This is a genomic window from Pseudomonas sp. FW306-02-D09B (assembly GCF_058782685.1).
The window spans coordinates 126,295-146,542 of sequence record NZ_JBYSXY010000006.1 but is presented as its reverse complement, the minus strand read 5'-3'; the positions used below and the strand labels follow the sequence as shown (position 1 = coordinate 146,542).

The following is a 20,248-nucleotide window of genomic DNA, read 5'->3' as shown; positions in this document are numbered from 1 at the left end:
TGCTCCGGGCGGCGATCCGACGAAGGCGGTCTGACAGTCACATCAATGTTGAATGTACCGCCGTCTTCGCGAGCAAGCCCGCTCCCACATTGGATTGTGGTTAGCCGTAGAAGTGGGGACGGTCTGGCAGTGCGACTTTGATGATCGCCCCGCTCTGCTGTGCTTCGATGCAGGCATCCGCCGCCACCGCTGCGGCAAAACCGTCCCAGGCCGACGGCCCACCGACCTGCCCGGCGCGTACGCCATCGATAAAGGCCTGCAACTCTACGTCGTAGGCAGCGATGAAGCGGTCCTTCCAGTCCATCAGAATCGCGTTGGACAGCTTGGCACCGCTGCGCATCTGCACCTGCGACGGCTCCGGCAGCTTGGCGATGCCGGTCTCGCCCACCACTTCGCACTGAATGTCATAACCGTACTGGCAGTTAACGAAGACTTCGACGTCGATGCGCGTGCCCTTGGCGGTTTCCAGCAAGACGATTTGCGGGTCTTTCAGATGGGCGTGGGCCTTGCTGGTCTTACGCGGGAACACCACTTGTACCGACACGTAATCGTCGTCGAGCAACCAACGCAGCACATCCAGTTCATGGATCAGCGTGTCGGTGATCGCCATGTCGGTCTTGTAGTTCTCACCCACGGTCGGGTTGCGGTGAGCGCAATGCAGCATCAGCGGTTCGCCGATCTGGCCGCTGTCGATCACCGCTTTGAGTGCTCGGTAACCCTCGTCGTACGGGCGCATGAAACCGACCTGCACCAGACGTTTGCCGTGGGCCACTTCGGCCTCGACGATCTTGCGGCAGCCCTCGGCGGTGACCGCCAGCGGTTTCTCGCAGAACACCGGTTTACCTGCCGCAATCGCCGCCAGCACGAACTCTTCGTGGCTCGGTCCCCAGGAGGTGACCAGAATCGCTTCGACGTCCGGCGCCTTGATCAGCGCGTGGCCGTCCGGGTACACCTCGGCGGTCAGCTTCAGGTCGGCAACCACTTTGGCGGCCTGCTGCAGATTAATGTCGGTAACCGCCACCACCTGGCTGTTGAGCAGGGTCTGGCTGCAACGACGGATGTGATCCTGACCGATGGCGCCGGTGCCGATGACGCCTAGCTTTAAAGACATGCGAAGACTCCTTCCTGTTGAGATGGCAGAGCAATCAGTACTGACGGGCCTTGGCCAGTCGTTCATTAAGGGTTTTGGCTACCGCATCGGTGCGGGCGCTGGTGGAGACTTGCGCCACACCCACCCGCCACCAGGACAGGTATTTGTGGATCATGGTCTTGGGCAGGACCTTGATGTCGATCAGCGTCGACACCGTCTGCAACCGCGCATCGGCCAGTGCCGCTTGCAGTTGCTCGACAGTGTTGACCTTGTAGGTCTTGCAGCCGTAGGCCGCCGCGCTCATGGCAAAGTCCACCGGGACGAAACCGCCATCGAGCTTGCCGGTCTCAGGGTTGCGGAAACGGAACTCGGTGCCGAAGCTGTCCATGCCGTGCTCCATCTGCAAGTTGTTGATGCAGCCGAAGGTCATGTTGTCGAGCAGGATCACGTTGATCTTGCGCCGCTCCTGGATCGAGGTGGCCAGCTCCGAATGCAGCATCATGTACGAGCCGTCGCCCACCAGCGCGTAGACCTCGCGCGTCGGTTCGGCGAGTTTCACCCCGAGCGCGGCATTGACCTCGTAGCCCATGCAGGAATAACCGTACTCGACGTGATAGGTGTTCACGCCCTTGCTGCGCCAGCTGCGTTGCAAGTCACCGGGCAAGCTGCCGGCAGCGGCAACGATCACCGCGTCATCAGCCAGGGTCTCGTTCAACACGCCGAGCACGCGGCTTTGGGTCAGGCAGGAACCGGTCAGCTCGATGAATTCGCGCAGCACCGCCGGGTCCATGTGGTCGTTGATTTCCGGAATGAAGTCCTGGGTCTGGTATTCGACCTGATAGACCCGATCGACCTCTTCCTCCAGTTGTGCCTTGGCCTGACGCGGTTGATCGCCCCAACTGGAGCGGTAATCGGCCAGCGCTTCGGACAACGCCTGCAAGCCGGATCTGGCGTCGGCCAGCAGCTGCACGCCATCGAGCTTCAGCGCATCGCACGGGCTGATGTTCAGGTTGAGAAACTTCACCTCGGGATGCTGGAACAGCCATTTCGACGACGTGGTGAAGTCCGAGTAGCGAGTGCCGATGCCAATGATCAGATCGGCTTCCTTGGCCAGCAGGTTCGCCGCCAGGCAACCGGTCTCGCCAATTCCGCCGACGTTCAGCGGATGACTGGAAACCACCGCGCTTTTACCGGCCTGAGTCTCGGCGAACGGGATGTCGAAACGCTCGGCAAACGCCTGCAACGCGGCATTCGCGCCCGAGTATTTGACCCCGCCGCCGCAGATGATCAGCGGTTTGCGCTTGCCTTTGAGCAGCGCTACAGCGTCGCCGAGCATGGCTTCGGTGGCCGGGCGACGGTCGATGCGGTGCACGCGTTTTTGCAGGAAGCAATCGGGGTAATCATAGGCTTCGGCCTGCACGTCTTGCGGCAAGGCCAACGTCACCGCGCCGGTTTCCGCCGGATCGGTGAGCACGCGCATGGCGTGGATCGCCGCGCTCATCAGTTGTTCGGGACGGTTGATGCGGTCCCAGTATTTGCTCACCGCTTTGAAGGCATCGTTGGTGCTGATGCTCAGGTCGTGGAACTGCTCGATCTGTTGCAGCACCGGGTCCGGTTGGCGACTGGCGTAGACGTCACCCGGCAATAGCAGCAGGGGAATCCGGTTGGCGGTGGCCGTCGCCGCAGCAGTCAACATGTTCGCCGCACCGGGGCCGACCGATGAGCTGCAAGCGTAGATCTTGCGCCGCAGATTCTGTTTGGCAAAACCGATGGCGGCGTGGGCCATGCCCTGTTCATTGCGGCCCTGATGGACGATCAGGTCACCGCTGTCCTGCTCCAGCGCCTGGCCGAGGCCGAGCACATTGCCGTGGCCGAAAATGGTGAAGATCCCGGCGACGAATTTGCTTTGAACCCCATCGACCTCGACGTATTGGTTGTCGAGGAATTTCACCAGGGCCTGGGCCATGGTCAGTCGTGTTGTGCTCATGCTTGCACCTTTTATGAATGCAAATCTGCTCAATGTGGGAGCGGCGGTGCGGCGATCCGACTTGCTCGCGAAGACGGTGGCACATTCAAAATCGATGTGACTGTCAGACCGCTTTCGCGAGCAAGCCCGCTCCCACATTAGATTTATGCCAACCCAATATCCTGTGTCAGGCCAGGGAGTTCTTCAGGTGATCCATGCTCGCGCCGATTGCCTGGCGGATATCTGTCAGCCCGTGCACGCTGTCGGCAAATGGCTCGAACGACAGGTAACCGCTGTAGCCGGTGCTGAGTAAGGTATCGATCTGCGCTGCGTTGCCGAGGATGTCGCCCTCGCCCACCAGCACCCGATGCCCATCGCGGATAGACGTCAGCGGCGCTTGCGCGTCCTCGACGCCCGAGATGTGCACCAGCCCGGTCAGCTCGGGGAAGAACTCGTGTTCACTGGCCAGATGATGGTGAAAGGTGTCATGCACCAGACGGAACACATCCAGCCCGCCAATGGACTTGATCGCATCCACTGCGGTGCGTTTGCGCCGCAGTGAACACTCTTCGAAACCCAGTGGTTCGATGAAACCGAGAATCCCGTATTCGCGCAGGATCGGCGCCAGTTCGCTCAATGCGGTGCGCAGGTCGACGCTGCGTTCAGCTTCGTTACGCGGGTCGGCGCGATCATTCAGCGGGCACATCACCAAGCCTTGCGCGCCGCAATCACGGGCATAGGCGGCGAGTTTCAAGGCGTGTGCGCGGCGCTCGTCGTTCCACACATCGAACGGGTACAGCGCATTGATCGACAGCACGCTGATCCCGTTGGCCCGGCACAACTGGCGCACACGCTCGGGCGGCGTACCGTCCTCGATTTCGATGCCCTTGAGGTCGTTGCGGATCTCGATGGCATCGGCTTTCAGGGCTACCGCCAGTTCAATGAATTCAGGCAGCGACAAACGTGGGGCAACCATACGGTTCAGGGCGAAACGCAGGGGCTGGCTCATTATTCTTGTTCTCCGCACTCAAGGTGTTTATTTGGCAGTGGGCATGCTGAACTCAGGGCCTTTGGCGATGCTGTCCGGCCAGCGCTGCATGACGCTTTTGTAGCGGCTGTAGAAACGAATGCCTTCTTCACCGTAGGCATGGTGATCGCCGAACAACGAACGCTTCCAGCCACCAAACGAGTGCCAGGCCATGGGCACCGGAATCGGTACGTTGATGCCGACCATGCCGACCTTGATGGTGCGGGCAAACGCCCGGGCAATCCCGCCATCGCTGGTGAAGCACGACACGCCGTTGCCAAACTCATGGGCGTTGATCAGCGCCACGGCGCTGGCGAAATCTGGCACCCGAACGATGCCCAGTACCGGACCGAAGATTTCCTGCTGGTAGATGCTCATCTCGGTCGTGACCTTGTCGAACAGCGTTGCACCGACAAAGAAACCATTCTCCGCACCCGGCACCTTGAAGCCGCGGCCATCGACAATCAGCTGCGCACCCTGGGCCACGCCTTGATCGATGAAGCCTTCGACCTTGGCCTTGTGCTCGGCGGTAACCAGCGGCCCCATGTCGCTGTCGCCCTGCATACCGTTGCCGACCTTCAACTGATCGATGCGCGGCAGCAGTTTGGCAATCAGTTTGTCGCCAACGTCGCCTACCGCCACGGCAATCGAGATCGCCATGCAGCGTTCGCCGGCCGAGCCGAATGCAGCGCCAATCAACGCATCGGCGGCCTGATCCAGATCGGCGTCGGGCATCACGATCATGTGGTTCTTCGCCCCACCCAGCGCTTGCACGCGTTTGCCACGGGCCGTGGCTTGCTGGTGGATGTACTCGGCAATCGGCGTCGAACCGACAAACGAAATGGCTTCGATATCCGGGTGCTGCAGCAACGCATCGACGGCGCTCTTGTCGCCCTGCACCACGTTGAACACACCGTCCGGCAAACCGGCTTCAGTGAGCAGGCGCGCCATCAGCAAACTGGCCGACGGATCACGCTCCGAAGGTTTGAGGATGAAACAATTGCCGGTGACCAGCGCCAGCGGAATCATCCACAGCGGCACCATCACGGGGAAGTTGAATGGCGTGACCCCGGCACAAACGCCCAACGGTTGACGCAGATTCCAGTTGTCGATGCCACCACCGATGTTGTCGCTGAATTCGGTTTTCAGCAGGTTCGGCGCCCCGCAGGCGTACTCGACGATCTCGATGCCACGAGTGACTTCACCCTTGGCGTCGGAAAAAACTTTGCCGTGTTCGCGGCTGATGATTTCCGCCAGCTCATTGTGATGACGGTCGAGCAGTTCCTTGAACTTGAACATCACCCGCGAGCGGCGCAGCGACGATTGCTCGGACCAGGCCGGAAACGCCCGCAGCGCCGAAGCCACGGCTTCATCGACGGTTTTCTGGCTGGCCAGCCCGACCCGCGCCTGAATCGCGCCAGTGGCCGGGTTGAAGACATTGCTGAAGCGCTCACTGCCAGTGTCCTGCACCTGGCCGTTGAGGTAGTGGCCGATAACCTTGGCATCACTCATTGTTTTTGTTCTCCAGTGCGTCTTCAGAATTCAGAGGTCCAGCAGCCAGCTGTGCTGCGGATCGTTATGGAACTGCCAAACCCGTTTCGGGCCGGCCATGACGTTCAGGTAATACGACTCGTAGCCGTAAGGCACGCTGACCGGGTGATACCCCTTGGGCACCACCACCAGATCGCTGTTTTCCACGGCCATGGCCTGATCGATAGAACGGTCATCGGTGTAGACCCGCTGAAAAACGAAGCCCTGCGGCGGGTTGACCTGGTGGTAATAGGTCTCTTCGAGAAAGCTCTGGTGTGGCAGGTTGTCGGTGTCGTGCTTGTGCGGCGGGTAGCTCGACGAATGCCCGGACGGCGTACGCACTTCCACCACCAGTAGTGAATGCGCAGGCTCGGTGTCGGGCAGGATGTCGCAGACGTAACGGGTATTGGCGCCCTTGCCGCGTACGCTGCGCTTCATGCTGTCGGGGGTTATCAGCCGTGGACCGATGCCTGCCGACGCCGAACCGGGAGCAGCGCACACGGCAATCTGTACATCGCTGAGTGCGACTATCTGCGCCTGACTGCCAGGTGGCAGGTAAACGGCGAACGGTGATTTATCTTCGAACACCGATTGGCGGTCGCCGATGTTGTCCCAGTTGAACGCGCCCTGCCCTGGAGCCTCACCGCTGACATCAACCCGACCGCTGAGCAGCACCAGGCACAGTTCTTTATCGCCCGCGCTGACCGGCAAGGTTTCGCCGAGGCTCAGGCGGTAGGCGCTGAAACCAACGTACTCCAGCGCTCCGGCGGGTAACTCGACCAGGGTTCGGCCCTTGGCGCTGCTCTTGACCAGCAGGCTCATTGTCCGATCCTCTGATCGAGCAAGGCGCGCAAGGTCTCGTAACCTTTCTTGGCATAGACATAGCTCGGCGCGACGGCCGGATCCTGCTCGGCCTCGACCACCAGCCAGCCGTGATAATCGGCGGCCAGCAATACGTCGAGCAGCGCGGCAAAGTCGATATCACCGTCGCCCGGCACGGTGAACGTGCCGTTGATGATGCAGTCCGGGAAGCTCCAGAGATTGTTGCGCGCCAGTTGCACCACCGGTTTGCGTACGTCCTTGAAATGCACGTGGCAGATGCGCCCGATGTGCTTGCGCAGCACCTCGAGCGGTTCGCCGCCACCCATGTAGCAATGGCCCGAATCGAACAGCAGGCCGACTTCGCTGCCGGTCAGGGACATCAGCTTATCGATGTCTGCCGGCGATTCGACATACGCGCCCATGTGGTGGTGATACGCCAGACGCACGCCCTGGGACAGGGTGAAACGTGCCAGCTCGGTGAGCTTGTCGGCGTATTCCTGCCAGGCCTGCTCGGTGTGAAAACGCGGGCGTTCGACCAGCGGAATCCGCTGGCCCTGAATCGAATCGGCGACTTCGCCGTAGACCAGCACCTTGGCGCCATTTTTCGCCAGCAACTCGACATGGCTGCCAATGGCCTCGATTTCTTCAGCCACCGAACGCCGGGCCAGGCGGCTGGAGTACCAGCCAGAGACCAGCGCCAGGTCGTAAGGCCGCAGCACATCGCCGACCCCTTTGGCGTCCTTGGGAAACTTGCCGTTGAGTTCAAAACCTTCGTAGCCGATGTCCTTGCCTTCGCTCAGGGCAGTGCTCAGCGGCGTTTCCCCACCGAGGGCCGGCAGATCGTCGTTGCTCCAGGAAATCGGGTTGATGCCAATTCGGATAGCGGGCATGGCTGCACCTTTTATTGTTCTATCGGTTAACGGTTCACTGTGGCGAGGGGGCTTGCCCCCGTTGGATCGCGAAGCGATCCCAAAAACCACGACCTCATCGGGTCAGTTACACCACGGCGCCGGCATGGCGAGTACTTCGCACTCGAACGGGGGCAAGCCCCCTCACCACAAAAAACCGGCGTGTCACAAAATACTTGGTCAGGCGCGGGCGGTGCGCCAGGCATTGATCAGTTCGACAAACGTGCCCTGTACTCTCTGGATCAGCGCTTCGTCATCGATCTCACCGGCGAGCCACGCTCGACTCGGCTCCTGGAAAATCGTCCGGCCGACTGCAAACCCGCGACAGGTCTTGCTCTGGCTCGCTTGCGCAAAGCCTTCGGCCAACGTTGCGGCCGGTGCATTCAGCCCCAGCAGCACCACGCCTCGGCAATAGGGGTCGCGCTCCTGGATCAGCTCGTCGAGCTGTTTCCACTCCTCGCTGCTTTGCGCCTCGATCTTCCACCAGGCCGGGAAAACACCCAGGTTGTATAGGCGCTTGATCGCGCGATAGAGCACGTCCGGATGCGCTGACGGGTGATCCTTGGGCGGGATGATTTCCAGCAGCAACTCATGGCCGCTGACCTGCGCCGCCTGATACAACCCCTTGATCTGCGCTTCCTGTTCCAGACGCAGCAGCGGTTCATCGTCGGGGTGAAATTGCACCAGGCACTTGATGATTTGTTCCTGCGGCCAGGCGATCAGGTTGCTGCCAATCGAACGACCATGTTCGAAGGCCAGTGGCCGTGAACCTTGCACCTCCACCGGACGCGCCACCCACCAGCCGCGACCGGTGGCGGCATTCAGCGAATCCTGGCCGAAACGCTGGTCAGCCAGCAGACCGACATCCGCCTCGATACCCTGCCGACGCAGATCCGCTTCGACCCGCTCCACGGCTTTGATGAACAACTGCTTGAGCTCGCCGATGCTGCTCAGTTCGCGACCGCCCTTTTGCGCCAGTTCCACCAATTGCCCGCGATGGTCGAAGGCAAAGATGAACAACTGCTTCCAGGTTTTGCGCGGCACGCTGACCTGATGCAGACGTTGCAACACGGCATCCTGGTCCGGCCGGGTGATCGGCACCGGACTGTTGAACAGGTAATCCAGTTCGGCGCGGGTCGGCATCGCCGGGGCGCAGGCGTGGCGAGAAACCACCAGGCCGCCGCAGGCGTTGGCCAACTGGCAGCAGCGCTCATCGCTGGCATCCTCCAGCCAGCCACTGAGGAAGCCCGACATGAACGCATCGCCAGCGCCGAGCACATTGAGCACTTCGACCCGCACACCAGGATAGATCGCGCCGTCTTCGAGACGAACCGGAATCACCCCGTGAATCACCGTGCAGCCTTGCGGCCCGAGCTTGACCACCAGGGTCGCCGCTGTCAGACGACGGACGTTGCGCAGTGCACTCAACAAGTCCTCGCTGCCACCGGCAATCAGGAACTCCTCTTCGGTGCCGACAATCAGGTCGAAACGCGGGAGGATTTTCTGTACGTGCTGGCTGACCTGCTGGTCGGCGACGAAACGGGTTTCGCCATCCGCCTTGCCCGCCAAGCCCCAAAGAACCGGCCGGTAATCGATGTCGAGAATGCGTTTGACGTTGTGCTTTTCGGCGTACTCCAGCGCCTGGATGCTCGCCTTGTAGACGCCGTCGGTAGAAAAATGCGTGCCGGTGATCAGCAAGGCTTTGCTGGAGGCGATAAAGGCTTCGCTGATGTCTTCGGCACGCAGGGCCATGTCGGCACAGTTTTCGCGGTAGAACACCAACGGAAAGGTTTCGCGGTCCTTGAGGCCCAGCAAAACCATGGCGGTGAGGCGCTCCGGATCGACCTTGATGCCGCTGACGTCGCAGCCTTCACGGGCCAGGGATTCAACCAGGAAACGCCCCATGTGGTCGTCCCCCACCCGGCTGAGCATGGCCGACTTCAGCCCCAACCTGGCCGTGCCGAAGGCGATGTTGGCGGACGAACCTCCGAGGTATTTGGCGAAGCTTGCGACATCCTCCAGCCGTGCACCGACTTGCTGTGCATAGAGGTCGACGCCAAGGCGCCCGAGGCAAATCAGATCCAATTGACGCCCACTGGCAAAACGAGTCTGGCCCATGCTGGCTCCTGTTATTTTTATCAGCCTGCGTTCGGGGCGATGGTGGCGCCGAACGCTTTTGGTGGATGCAGACTAAAACGTGTGGCGCGCACAAATCAATATTTATTCCAATATATTTTTACGTGGAATATTTTTTCCAATAAACTTTTACAGAACCGCTCCAGACACCGTGCATCGTTTCAGCACGCGTCCGGCTGACCCACGGCTCAAGATTTTATTCACGCCTACCCTGTAGACTGCGCACAGCCAACCTATTGTCGTGGGCAACGCTTCACCGAGCGGCCCAATAAGAACAAGCCAGAAGGATTATCTATGTCCCGCACCGATCAGCCGGCTACCGCCGAGACCACGCCGCAAAGCGACCTCGCCAGCCCCCCGATCAATGCCGAACGCTTGCTGCAGCTGATCACCAACGAATACGAAAGCCTGCCGCGGCAGCTCAAACGCATCGCCAGCTACATGAGCCAGCAGAGCGACCGGATCATGGTCGACCGCATCAGCGACATCGCGCGCGAATGCGAAGTACACCCTTCGGCCATCGTGCGTTTCTCCCAGCGCTTTGGTTTCAGCGGTTTCAGCGAAATGCAGGCGTTGTTCCGCGAGGCGTACACCCACAAGACCACGCCGGTGCAGAACTACCAGCAGCGCATTCGCAGCATGATCGCCAACAAATCGCAGAAGGCCAGCGGCGGCGACCTGGCGCGCGAGTGCATCAACGCCACGCTGTCAGGCATCGAACGCCTGGGCCTGGAGCTGGATGACCAGTCCTTCGAGAAAGCCGTGGACCTGGTGGTGAATGCCGACAACATCTACGTGGTCGGGGTGCGCCGCTCGTTCGCGGTGGCCGATTACCTGGTGTACAACCTGCAACACACCAACAAGCGCATTCACCTGGTCTCGGGATTGGGCGGCAGCTACCGCGAGCAAATGCGCAGCGTGCGGGCCAATGACCTGGTGATCGCCATCAGCTTCACGCCTTACGGCAAGGAAACCCAGCATTGCCTGCGCATCGCCCAGCACCATCAGGCGAAAACCCTGATCATCACCGACAGCAACCTGTCACCACTGGCCAAACGGGCGAACACAGTGCTGCTGGTCAATGAAGGTTCTTCGTTTGCGTTCCGCTCCTTGAGTGCAACCTTGTGCCTGTGCCAGGCGCTGTTCATCGCCGTGGCCTATCGCCTGGAGCTGAAGATGGATGAGATTCACGAGCAGGTCGGGTTCGAGGACTGACCCTCAGCGCCATGATGGGTGTGGGCCTGCAATGAGCCCGGCACCCCGGCGCGATTCAGCCCGCCGCTTTCGATCCAGGCCTGGGTTGACTGATAAGCGCGCTGCAGCAGTTGATCGGTCTGGGTGAAATCGAACACCGAGATCCCCAGCGGACAGAGCGGCGCGACCACGTGGATCGCCGCTCGCGGTGAATACAGTTCAATGTCGCGCACCAGCTGGCGCATGCTCATCAGGTTCAAGGTGTGCAGCGCCAACGCCACCAGCCCTGAGGGCGGACTGGGGCAGTCACAACCGAATCCGGTCGGCACCACTACAACCCGCGTCGCGCCCAGGTACACCGCACTGGCAATCGGCGTATTGCTGGCCACGCCGCCGTCGATCAACAGCTTGCCGCCGATCTGCACACACGGAAACACCAATGGAATCGCCGCACTGGCCAGCAACGCCTGCTCGACACTGCCGCTCGACAGCAGCTCTTCGGCGCCGGTCAGCAAATTGGTGGTGACGATGTGCAGCGGCAACTCGGTGTCTTCGATCTGCTTGAAGGGCAACGCCCGCCGCACCAGATGCTCCAGCGCCGCAGACTGCAACAGAAAACCCCTGCGCCGAAAAATCGCCGACAGGCTATCGAGTAGCGAAAACGGAAACACATCGGCCTTGCGCAAACCACGCCAGAAGTCCGCCAGCTCGGCCACCCCTTGCGCGTTCGGGCGCGCAGCGAAGTACGCACCGTTGATGGCACCGACCGAGGCACCGATCACCATATCGAACGACACACCCGCTTCGACCAGCGCCTGCAACATGCCGACCTGAACCGCACCGAGGCTGCCGCCACCGGCAAGGACGAGCGCAGTTTTTTCGGCGGGCATGACAGACCTCCAGAAACATCCGGGTACCTAGACTCTCAAGCATAGCGGCTGAGCCCGAGTGCACTGGCGAAGGTCATGGGTTTACCGCTAAATTGGCGGCGCACTGTCTACGCATTATCAAAGGAGCTGTACATGAAGCTGATCGGAATGCTCGATTCACCTTATGTAAGACGCGTCGCCATTAGCCTGAAATCGCTGGACATCCCATTCGAGCACGCCTCGGTGTCGGTGTTCCGGCACTTTGCGCAGTTCCAGCAGATCAACCCGGTGGTCAAGGCCCCGACGCTGGTGCTGGACAACGGCGAAGTGCTGATGGACTCGACCTTGATCATCGATTACCTGGAAGCCTTGAGCGGACCGGATAAGAGCCTGATGCCCGCGCAACTGGACCAGCGCGTGCGTGCATTGCGGCTGATCGGCCTGGCCCTGGCGGCTTGCGAGAAGTCGGTGCAGATCTATTACGAGCGCACTTTGCGACCTGCCGAGAAACAGCATGAACCGTGGCTGGAACGCGTCGGCGGGCAGTTGCTGGCGGCGTATTCGGCGCTGGAACAGGAACTGGTCAAGCAGCCACTGAAGACCGACGGTTCCCTCGACCAGGCGGGCATCACCCTCGCCGTGGCCTGGAGCTTCACCAATCTGGTGGTGCCGGATCAGGTCAGTGACGCGCAGTTCCCGAAAATCCGCGCGTTCACCGCCTACGCCGAACAGCTGCCGGCGTTCGTCAGCACACCGATTACCTGAAGACGTCCGCCTGACGTGTAGGCGCCTGGCTCGCCAATAATGGCATCCGTGAGACCGCCATCGCGGGCAAGCCTTGCTCCTACACAATCTGCATCAATCATCAATATCCGCCCCTCCCCCGAACCGTAGGAGCAAGGCTTGCCCGCGAAGACGACATCTGCAACACCGCTAAACCTCAAACCAACCCCATCGCCACCCGCTGCACCAGCCCATCGGCATGACAAATCACCCGGTTACGCCCGGTAGTCTTGGCCGCATACAGCGCCGCATCGGCATCGTTGAGCCATTGCAGGGCTTCAGTGTGCATCGGGTCGAACGCGGCCAGGCCGATGCTCAGGCTGACTTTCAACGCCGGATTCTGCTCGTAACCCAGCCCCGAAAACCGATCGCGCAAGGCGTCCATCGCTTGGGCGGCGTGGGCCAGTGGCACGTCGGGCAGGATCACGCAAAACTCGTCGCCGCCATAACGCCCGGCCACATCGCTGGCGCGCAGGTTTTGCTTGAGAACTTTGCTCAACTGGCGCAACACGATATCGCCGGCCACATGGCCGTAGGTGTCGTTGATGATCTTGAAGTGGTCAATGTCGATCAAGGCAATCGCGCCGCCCCGCTGCTGGCGCTGACAACGCTGGAACTCGACCTCCAGCGCATCTTTCCAGGCGCCGTGGTTCAACAGCCCGGTGAGGCTGTCGGTGCGGCTCAGGGCCAGCAGTTCGCGTTTGTGCTTGCCCAGCGTGTGGGCCTGACGAAAGCAGATCCAGCCCAACACCAAGGGGTAAAACGTCAGCAACGGCAAACAGGCATACAACTGAACAGGGCTGGTTTGCGCGATGAACACCGGAAAGAAGATCAGCAGCCCGACACCCATGCCCAGCAACTGAGCCACCGTGCCGACAAGCAGAAAACGCAGGCCTCCAATGGCGACGTTGTTCATCGCCATCATCGACAACGTGGCAGTGCTGGGCAAGGGATTGAACTGGATGGCAGCGACCCAGAATCCGCCCATGAACGCGTCGATCAGAATGTTGCGGTGTTCGGCGTGATAAGGCATGGGCGAGCGGCGCGCCCATTGATAGGCCAGGTGCGGCCAGATAAGGCCGTTGAACAGCATCAGCGCCAGCAGCCAATGCGGCGGTTTGAGTGGAATGATCGCCGCGCCCACGCAGAGCAGGCCCAGGACCATTCCCAGGATTCGCGATGTGTAAAGCCTCCGTGCCAGTGAAAGTCCCTTTCCTCCGTTATGGTGCATAAGGGGACAAAGCTCCTCTTCACTACTGACCTGAAACTACGAGTAACTCAGACAGGGATGTCTGGAAGTCTATCAGGGCGCAATCAAATAGCCATCACCGCTTGGCGGCCCGAAATAGCCCTGTCGGCAGGCCCACTGTCGAAATTTTGACTATAAATGACAAAGAACCCGAGCTTGAACACACACCTGTAGCAGCTGCCGAAGGCTGCGTTCGGCAGCTGCTGCGAGGCTTGTCATCTGATGAACATTCTCTACGACGAACGCATCGACGGTGCCCTGCCCCCGGTCGACAAGGATGCCTTGCTCAACGCCTTGCGCGAGCAGCTGCCGGAACTGGACATCCTCTACCGCGAAGAAGAACTCAAACCCTACGAGTGCGACGGGCTCTCGGCCTATCGAACCACGCCGATGCTGGTGCTGCTGCCGCGCTATTTCGAGCAGGTTCAGGCCGTGCTCAAACTCTGCCATGCCCATCGGGTGCCGGTGGTGGCGCGTGGTGCCGGCACCGGGTTGTCCGGCGGCGCGCTGCCGTTGGAAAAAGGCGTGCTGCTGGTGATGGCGCGCTTCAACCAGATCCTCCACATCGACCCCGCCGCCCGCACCGCACGGGTTCAGCCGGGAGTGCGCAACCTGGCGATTTCCCAGGCCGTCGCACCGCTTGGCCTGTATTACGCGCCGGACCCGTCCTCGCAAATCGCCTGCTCGATTGGCGGCAATGTCGCGGAAAACGCTGGTGGTGTGCACTGCCTGAAATACGGCCTGACCGTCCACAATGTGCTGAAACTGGAAGTGCTGACGATTGAAGGCGAACACCTGACCTTGGGCTCGGACGCGCTGGACTCCGCTGGGCTCGACCTGTTGGCGCTGTTCAACGGCTCCGAGGGATTGCTGGGCATCATCACTGAAGTCACGGTCAAACTGCTGCCCAAACCACAGGCCGCCAAAGTCCTGCTGGCGAGTTTCGACTCCGTGGAAAAAGCCGGAGCCGCCGTGGCGGACATCATCGCCGCCGGGATCATCCCTGCGGGTCTGGAGATGATGGACAACCTGGCCTTGCGCGCCGCCGAAGACTTCGTTCACGCCGGTTACCCGGTGGACGCCGAAGCGATCCTGCTGTGTGAACTCGATGGCGTCGAAGCCGATGTACGCGACGATTGCCTGCGGGTTCGCGCCGTGCTGGAGCGGGCCGGTGCCAGTGAAGTGCGCCAGGCCCGCGACGAGGCGGAACGGGTTAAATTCTGGGCCGGACGCAAAGCGGCGTTCCCGGCGATCGGGCGCTTGTCGCCGGATTACTACTGTATGGACGGCACCATCCCGCGACGTGAGTTACCTCGGGTGCTCAAGGGGATTGCCGAGCTGGCCAGTGAATACGGCTTGCGAGTCGCCAACGTGTTTCACGCCGGTGACGGCAACATGCACCCGCTGATCCTGTTCGACGCCAACCAGCCCGGCGAGCTGGAACGCACCGAAGCCCTGGGCGGCAAAATCCTCGAACTCTGCGTCAAGGTCGGTGGCAGCATCACCGGCGAGCACGGTGTCGGTCGGGAGAAAATCAATCAGATGTGCGCACAGTTCAACAGCGACGAGCTGACGGTGTTTCACGCAATCAAAATCGCCTTCGACGCTAAAGGCTTGCTCAATCCCGGCAAGAACATTCCCACCCTGCACCGCTGCGCCGAGTTCGGCGCCATGCATGTCCACGGCGGGCAACTGCCCTTCCCCGACCTGGAGCGTTTCTGATGCGCACCGAACAGGACCGGGACGCCAGCGCGGAGTTACTGGAGCAGATCAACCAGGCACGGGAGAACGCCACGCCGCTGCGCATTCAAGGCGCCAGCAGCAAGGCCTTCCTCGGTCGTGAGGTGGCTGGCGAGGTGCTCGACACCCGCGTCCATCGCGGCATCGTCAGCTATGACCCGACCGAACTGGTGATCACCGCTCGCTGCGGTACACCGCTGAGGGAATTGCTGGCGGCGCTGGATGCGGCCGGTCAAATGCTCCCTTGTGAACCGCCCTCCTTCGGTGAAGACGCCACGGTCGGCGGCATGATCGCCGCGGGGCTATCAGGCCCGCGTCGCCCGTGGGCCGGTTCGGCGCGTGACTTTGTGCTCGGCACCCGGCTGATCACCGGCAACGGTAAACAGCTGCGTTTTGGCGGCGAGGTGATGAAAAACGTCGCCGGTTATGACCTGTCGCGGTTGTTGACCGGCAGCTTCGGTTGCCTCGGCGTGATCACCGAAGTCTCGCTCAAGGTCCTGCCCAAACCGCGCCAGTGCCTGAGCATCAGCCTGGAACTCGACAGCGCCCACGCCTTGAGCAAACTTGCCGAGTGGGGCCAGCAACCGCTGCCCATCAGCGCGGCGTGCCATGACGGCCGGCAATTGCACCTGCGGCTTGAGGGTGGCGAAGGTTCGGTCAGCGCCGCCCATCAGCGACTCGGTGGCGAGGTGCTGGACGCTCAATTCTGGGAGGCGTTGAATGAACAACAGCTGGCATTTTTCGATGAAGGGCTGCCGTTGTGGCGTCTGTCATTGCCGAACAACATCGGCCCGCTGACGCTGCCCGGTGAACATCTAATTGACTGGGGCGGCGCACAACGCTGGTTGAAATCCGAGGCACCGGGCATCCAGTCACTGGCTGCTGATCTGGGCGGCCATGCCACCTGCTACAGCCACGGCGTCAGCGACACGCCGTTCCAGCCGCTGGCGCCGGCGCTGTTGCGCTATCACCAACAGCTCAAGGCCCAACTCGACCCTCAGGGATTGTTCAACCCTGGCCGGATGTACGCGGAGTTCTGAAGCATGCAGACCACCCTCAGCGATCAGGCCAAACGCCTGCCCCGCGCGGCAGAGGCCGAAAGCATTCTGCGCACCTGCGTGCACTGCGGGTTCTGCAACGCCACGTGTCCGACCTATCAGTTGCTCGGCGATGAACTGGACGGCCCGCGAGGGCGGATCTACCTGATCAAGCAAGTGCTCGAAGGTAACCCCGCCACCGCCCAAACCCAATTGCACCTGGACCGTTGCCTGTCGTGCCGCGCTTGCGAAACCACCTGCCCGTCCGGAGTCGATTATCACAACTTGCTGGACATCGGTCGCGCCGTGGTCGATCAGGCGGTGCCGCGCTCGGCGAGCCAGCGCGTATTGCGTCAGGGTTTGCGGGCGATGGCGCCGAACCCCGGACTGTTCAAGGCCTTGTTGCAAATCGGTGCAACTTTCCGACCGCTGATGCCGCGCGACCTCGAAGCCAAACTGCCACGCGACGTGCCGCCAGCGGGAAATTGGCCAACCACGGTGCATGCGCGAAAAGTGCTGATGCTCGAAGGCTGTGTGCAACCGGGTTTGTCACCGAACACCAATGCCGCCGCGGCGCGGGTGCTGGATCGACTGGGGATAAGCGTCAGCAGCGTTCACCAGGCTGGATGCTGCGGGGCGCTGGACTATCACCTCGACGCTCAGGAACAGGGACTCAATCGCGCCCGCCAGAACATCGACGCCTGGTGGCCCGCGCTGGAAAGCGGCGCCGAAGCCATCGTGCAAACCGCCAGCGGCTGCGGTGCGTTCATCAAGGATTACGGGCATTTGCTCAAGACCGATCCGGCCTACGCGGCTAAAGCCAAACGGATCAGCGAGATGAGCAAAGACCTGGTGGAGATCCTGCGCAACGAACCCTTGGAGCGAGTGTGCGCAGCCACCGAACGACGAATTGCCTTCCACTGCCCGTGCACCTTGCAGCACGCGCTAAAACTCGGCGGTGCAGTCGAAGAACTACTGACCCGCCTCGGATTCAACCTCACCAGCGTGCCTGACAGTCACTTGTGCTGTGGCTCGGCCGGGACGTACTCATTGACCCAACCGGTGCTCGCCCGGCAACTGCGCGACAACAGGCTCAACGCTCTGGAAAGCGGCCGACCGGAGCTGATCGTCACCGCCAACATCGGTTGCCAGAGCCACCTCGCCAGCGCCGGACGGACACCTGTTCGGCACTGGATCGAGCTGGTGGACCAGATGTTGCGCTGATCGCAGCAGTCGTTTGCAGAATGAAGTTCAGAAGAAACTTCGTTTGTCAGCGTCGCCTGTGCCGAACAGAATCGGCCTACTCCACTGTCACTGCGCCGGGATTCGTGTTTATGAGCAACCACAACGTCGTCAGCCCAGACCTGATCCGCCAACGCTTCTCGCGAGCGATGTCAGACATGTACCGCGAAGAAGTGCCGCTGTACGGCGCCTTGATGGAACTGGTGGCGCAGACCAACGCCCAGGTGCTCGACAGCGATCCGGCGATTGCCCGACAGTTACGCAGCACAGGCGAAATCGAGCGCCTGGACCTGGAACGCCACGGGGCGATCCGCGTCGGCACCGCGCAAGAGCTGGCGACCCTCTGCCGCTTGTTCGCGGTGATGGGCATGCAGCCGGTCGGCTATTACGACCTGACGCCGGCCGGAGTGCCGGTGCACTCCACGGCGTTCCGCGCCGTGCATGAAGCGTCGTTGCAAGTCAGCCCGTTCCGGGTGTTCACCTCGCTGCTGCGCCTGGAACTGATCGAAAACCCCGAGCTGCGCGCGTTTGCCGAATCGGTGCTGGCCAAGCGTTCGATCTTCACCGCACAGGCACTGGCGCTGATCGAGCAGGCCGAACAACACGGCGGACTCGACGAGCAACAAGCCGAGGACTTCGTCGAACAGGCCCTGGAAACCTTCCGCTGGCACCACCGCGCCACCGTCACCGCCGCGCAATACCAACAACTCAGCGCCCAGCATCGGTTGATTGCCGACGTCGTCGCCTTCAAAGGCCCGCACATCAATCACCTGACACCGCGCACGCTGGACATCGACATCGTGCAGGCAAAAATGCCCGAACACGGCATCACCCCCAAAGCGGTAATCGAAGGCCCACCGCGCCGCCAGTGTCCGATCCTGCTGCGCCAGACCAGTTTCAAAGCGCTGGACGAACCGATTGCGTTCACCGATCAGCAACAGGCTCTCGGCAGCCACAGCGCCCGCTTCGGCGAAATCGAACAACGCGGCGCCGCGCTGACGCCAGCAGGCCGCGCGCTCTACGACCGCCTGCTCAACGCCGCCCGCGATGAGCTCAAGGACTTCCCCAACGAAGCCAACGCGGCGCGCTACAACAGCCTGATGGAACAGCACTTCAAAGCCTTCCCGGACAGCTACAACGAAATGCGCGAACAGGGCCTGGCTTACTTTCGCTACTTCGTCACTGAAAAAGGCCTGACGGCTGATAGCGATGAACTCGGGTCCGCGTCATTGCGTGGCTTGCTCGACGCCGAGTACATCCGTGCAGTGCCGCTGGTGTATGAAGATTTTCTGCCGGTCAGTGCAGCAGGGATCTTCCAGTCGAACCTGGGTGACGCCGCGCAAACCCACTATGGCGAGCATTCGAATCGGCAGGCGTTTGAACAAGCGCTGGGGCGGTCGACTATTGATGAGCTGGCGCTTTACGCGCAGACACAACAGCGCTCGATTGATGAGTGCTGCGCCGCGCTTAATCTGCCGCCGCTGAGCTGATAGGTCGGCGGATCGTCTCAGAAACACGGGCTTCGGACATTTCCTGCACGCTGTAGCGGTTTTGGTGAACTTGTGCCGGGTGGGTCTCACGGATAGCCTTCGTCTGTCGCTGCAGAATCAGTGGCAAGGGTGTGGAAGCCCTTCAAAAGATCTAGGTGCACAAGCGCCTCTAAATTCAAGCAGGCGCTTTTCCTTGATTCAGTTTCAGGAACAAGCCAATGAAAAAGATCACCCCCAATCGTCCCCCCCCTGTCAGCTCTATCTTCGCCCTCACCCCCGACGTCGATACCGAAACCCTGCTGATCCACACCTCCGAAACCCTCGCCTCGCTCAATGCCATGGCCACCGACCTGGCCTTTGAACTCGAAGGCTCGCGTCGCAGCGTCGCGTTGGCGATTCAGCAGTTGGCTGTGCTGGGCGAGTTGATGGTCAACCGGGCGCTGGAACACCTCGACACGCCTGATTCGGCATCTGGCGTTCGCCACTGAGTGTTCAGGTTCGTTTATCCAATGGATGGTTCAGCCATGGCTCGCGTTAATGCCCGTCAGTTAATGTAAATCTTTGGTCTGGCGGGCATTTGTGGCGAGGGGGCTTGCCCCCGCTCGACTGCGAAGCAGTCGTAAAACCGGCGGATGTATTTTTCCTGATGCAATGCGATCACCGATTTTAGGGCCGCTTCGCGACCCAGCGGGGGCAAGCCCCCTCGCCACAGGTTCTGCGTGTTGGTGATTGTGCTGCGATCTCCCACATTAGATCTTTGCTGTTTCGGACTTTGCGTTCACTTGATTGACCGTTATCAAACCCTGGAGTCACCCATTTTTTCTGCGTTACAACGCCCCTCCCCTCACTTCGCCGCACTGACAATGATCTTCCCAATCATCTGCGGGTGCAGCGTGCAGTAGTATTCATAGGTCCCCGGCGTGTTGAACTGATAGGAAAACTGGTCGTTGGTGTCGAGCGCCGGCGAATGGAACACCTTGTGGGTTTCCATAATCGTATGGATCGTTTGATCGTCGTTGACCCAGGTCACTTTGGTGCCCACCGCTACCGTCACGTCCTTGGGCGCAAACATGAATTCCTTGATATCGATTTTGGTCCCTTCCGCCCATGCAGGAATCGACACCATCAGCCAACCCAAGGCCAGAACCCGCAGTAAATGCTTCAT

17 protein-coding genes are annotated in these 20,248 nt (G+C 61.0%); 7 read left to right on the top strand and 10 right to left on the bottom strand.

Annotated features, from left to right (window positions below; all coding sequences use genetic code 11):
* Positions 1-100: 100 nt before the first annotated feature.
* From iolG to AC3WK5_RS12580, 7 genes are all read right to left on the bottom strand, one after another.
* Positions 101-1,111 carry a bifunctional inositol 2-dehydrogenase/D-chiro-inositol 1-dehydrogenase gene (gene iolG, locus AC3WK5_RS12610; RefSeq protein ID WP_103315184.1) on the bottom strand — a complete coding sequence of 337 codons (1,011 nt, stop codon included), beginning with the start codon at positions 1,109-1,111 and terminating at the stop codon, positions 101-103.
* 34 nt (positions 1,112-1,145) lie between these two features.
* Entirely contained in the window at positions 1,146-3,077 is a 1,932-nt protein-coding gene (gene iolD, locus AC3WK5_RS12605) for a 3D-(3,5/4)-trihydroxycyclohexane-1,2-dione acylhydrolase (decyclizing) (protein WP_103315183.1), read from the bottom strand.
* Positions 3,078-3,243: 166 nt separating this feature from the next.
* Positions 3,244-4,065 (bottom strand): TIM barrel protein, encoded by an 822-nt coding sequence (locus tag AC3WK5_RS12600; RefSeq protein ID WP_103315182.1) that lies wholly within the window; start codon positions 4,063-4,065, stop codon positions 3,244-3,246.
* A gap of 27 nt (positions 4,066-4,092) precedes the next feature.
* A complete protein-coding gene (locus AC3WK5_RS12595) occupies positions 4,093-5,595 on the bottom strand; it encodes a CoA-acylating methylmalonate-semialdehyde dehydrogenase (protein WP_103315181.1) in 1,503 nt (500 codons plus the stop codon).
* Positions 5,596-5,625: 30 nt separating this feature from the next.
* Complete coding sequence (iolB, locus tag AC3WK5_RS12590) at positions 5,626-6,435, bottom strand: 5-deoxy-glucuronate isomerase (protein WP_103315180.1); 810 nt, start codon at positions 6,433-6,435, stop codon at positions 5,626-5,628.
* On the bottom strand, positions 6,432-7,325 hold the full coding sequence (gene iolE / locus AC3WK5_RS12585) for a myo-inosose-2 dehydratase (protein ID WP_103315179.1): 894 nt from the start codon (positions 7,323-7,325) through the stop codon (positions 6,432-6,434). Before iolE ends, iolB begins: the two co-directional genes overlap by 4 nt.
* 198 nt (positions 7,326-7,523) lie before the next feature.
* Positions 7,524-9,461, bottom strand: a complete 1,938-nt coding sequence (locus AC3WK5_RS12580) for a bifunctional 5-dehydro-2-deoxygluconokinase/5-dehydro-2-deoxyphosphogluconate aldolase (protein ID WP_103315178.1) — start codon at positions 9,459-9,461, stop codon at positions 7,524-7,526.
* Positions 9,462-9,773: 312 nt separating this feature from the next.
* On the opposite strand from AC3WK5_RS12580, the gene AC3WK5_RS12575 reads away from it, so the two are divergent.
* A complete protein-coding gene (locus AC3WK5_RS12575) occupies positions 9,774-10,694 on the top strand; it encodes a MurR/RpiR family transcriptional regulator (RefSeq protein WP_054596731.1) in 921 nt (306 codons plus the stop codon).
* Here the strand turns inward: AC3WK5_RS12575 and AC3WK5_RS12570 are convergent.
* Positions 10,667-11,563 carry a patatin-like phospholipase family protein gene (locus AC3WK5_RS12570; RefSeq protein ID WP_054596730.1) on the bottom strand — a complete coding sequence of 299 codons (897 nt, stop codon included), beginning with the start codon at positions 11,561-11,563 and terminating at the stop codon, positions 10,667-10,669. The two genes, AC3WK5_RS12575 and AC3WK5_RS12570, sit on opposite strands and share 28 nt — an antisense overlap.
* 132 nt (positions 11,564-11,695) lie before the next feature.
* On the opposite strand from AC3WK5_RS12570, the gene AC3WK5_RS12565 reads away from it, so the two are divergent.
* Positions 11,696-12,307 carry a glutathione S-transferase gene (locus AC3WK5_RS12565; protein WP_054596729.1) on the top strand — a complete coding sequence of 204 codons (612 nt, stop codon included), beginning with the start codon at positions 11,696-11,698 and terminating at the stop codon, positions 12,305-12,307.
* A 175-nt stretch (positions 12,308-12,482) separates the two neighbouring features.
* Here the strand turns inward: AC3WK5_RS12565 and AC3WK5_RS12560 are convergent, their stop codons facing one another.
* Positions 12,483-13,556: a diguanylate cyclase gene (locus AC3WK5_RS12560; protein ID WP_103315177.1), complete on the bottom strand. Its 1,074-nt coding sequence runs from the start codon at positions 13,554-13,556 to the stop codon at positions 12,483-12,485.
* Between the two features lie 240 nt (positions 13,557-13,796).
* On the opposite strand from AC3WK5_RS12560, the gene glcD reads away from it, so the two are divergent.
* The 5 genes from glcD to AC3WK5_RS12535 all read left to right on the top strand — a co-directional run bounded on the left by glcD (position 13,797) and on the right by AC3WK5_RS12535 (position 19,571).
* Complete coding sequence (gene glcD / locus AC3WK5_RS12555) at positions 13,797-15,296, top strand: glycolate oxidase subunit GlcD (RefSeq protein WP_103315176.1); 1,500 nt, start codon at positions 13,797-13,799, stop codon at positions 15,294-15,296.
* Complete coding sequence (glcE, locus tag AC3WK5_RS12550) at positions 15,296-16,354, top strand: glycolate oxidase subunit GlcE (RefSeq protein WP_103315175.1); 1,059 nt, start codon at positions 15,296-15,298, stop codon at positions 16,352-16,354. Before glcD ends, glcE begins: the two co-directional genes overlap by 1 nt.
* Positions 16,355-16,357: 3 nt before the next feature.
* A complete protein-coding gene (glcF, locus tag AC3WK5_RS12545; RefSeq protein WP_103315174.1) occupies positions 16,358-17,575 on the top strand; it encodes a glycolate oxidase subunit GlcF in 1,218 nt (405 codons plus the stop codon).
* A gap of 110 nt (positions 17,576-17,685) precedes the next feature.
* Positions 17,686-19,083: a 2-oxoadipate dioxygenase/decarboxylase HglS gene (gene hglS, locus AC3WK5_RS12540; protein WP_103315173.1), complete on the top strand. Its 1,398-nt coding sequence runs from the start codon at positions 17,686-17,688 to the stop codon at positions 19,081-19,083.
* 218 nt (positions 19,084-19,301) lie between these two features.
* The gene (locus tag AC3WK5_RS12535; RefSeq protein ID WP_103315172.1) at positions 19,302-19,571 is read left to right on the top strand and encodes a DUF6124 family protein; all 270 of its coding nucleotides are present in this window, start codon (positions 19,302-19,304) and stop codon (positions 19,569-19,571) included.
* A gap of 356 nt (positions 19,572-19,927) precedes the next feature.
* On the opposite strand, the gene AC3WK5_RS12530 is transcribed toward AC3WK5_RS12535, so the two are convergent.
* Positions 19,928-20,248 carry a cupredoxin domain-containing protein gene (locus AC3WK5_RS12530; protein WP_103315171.1) on the bottom strand — a complete coding sequence of 107 codons (321 nt, stop codon included), beginning with the start codon at positions 20,246-20,248 and terminating at the stop codon, positions 19,928-19,930.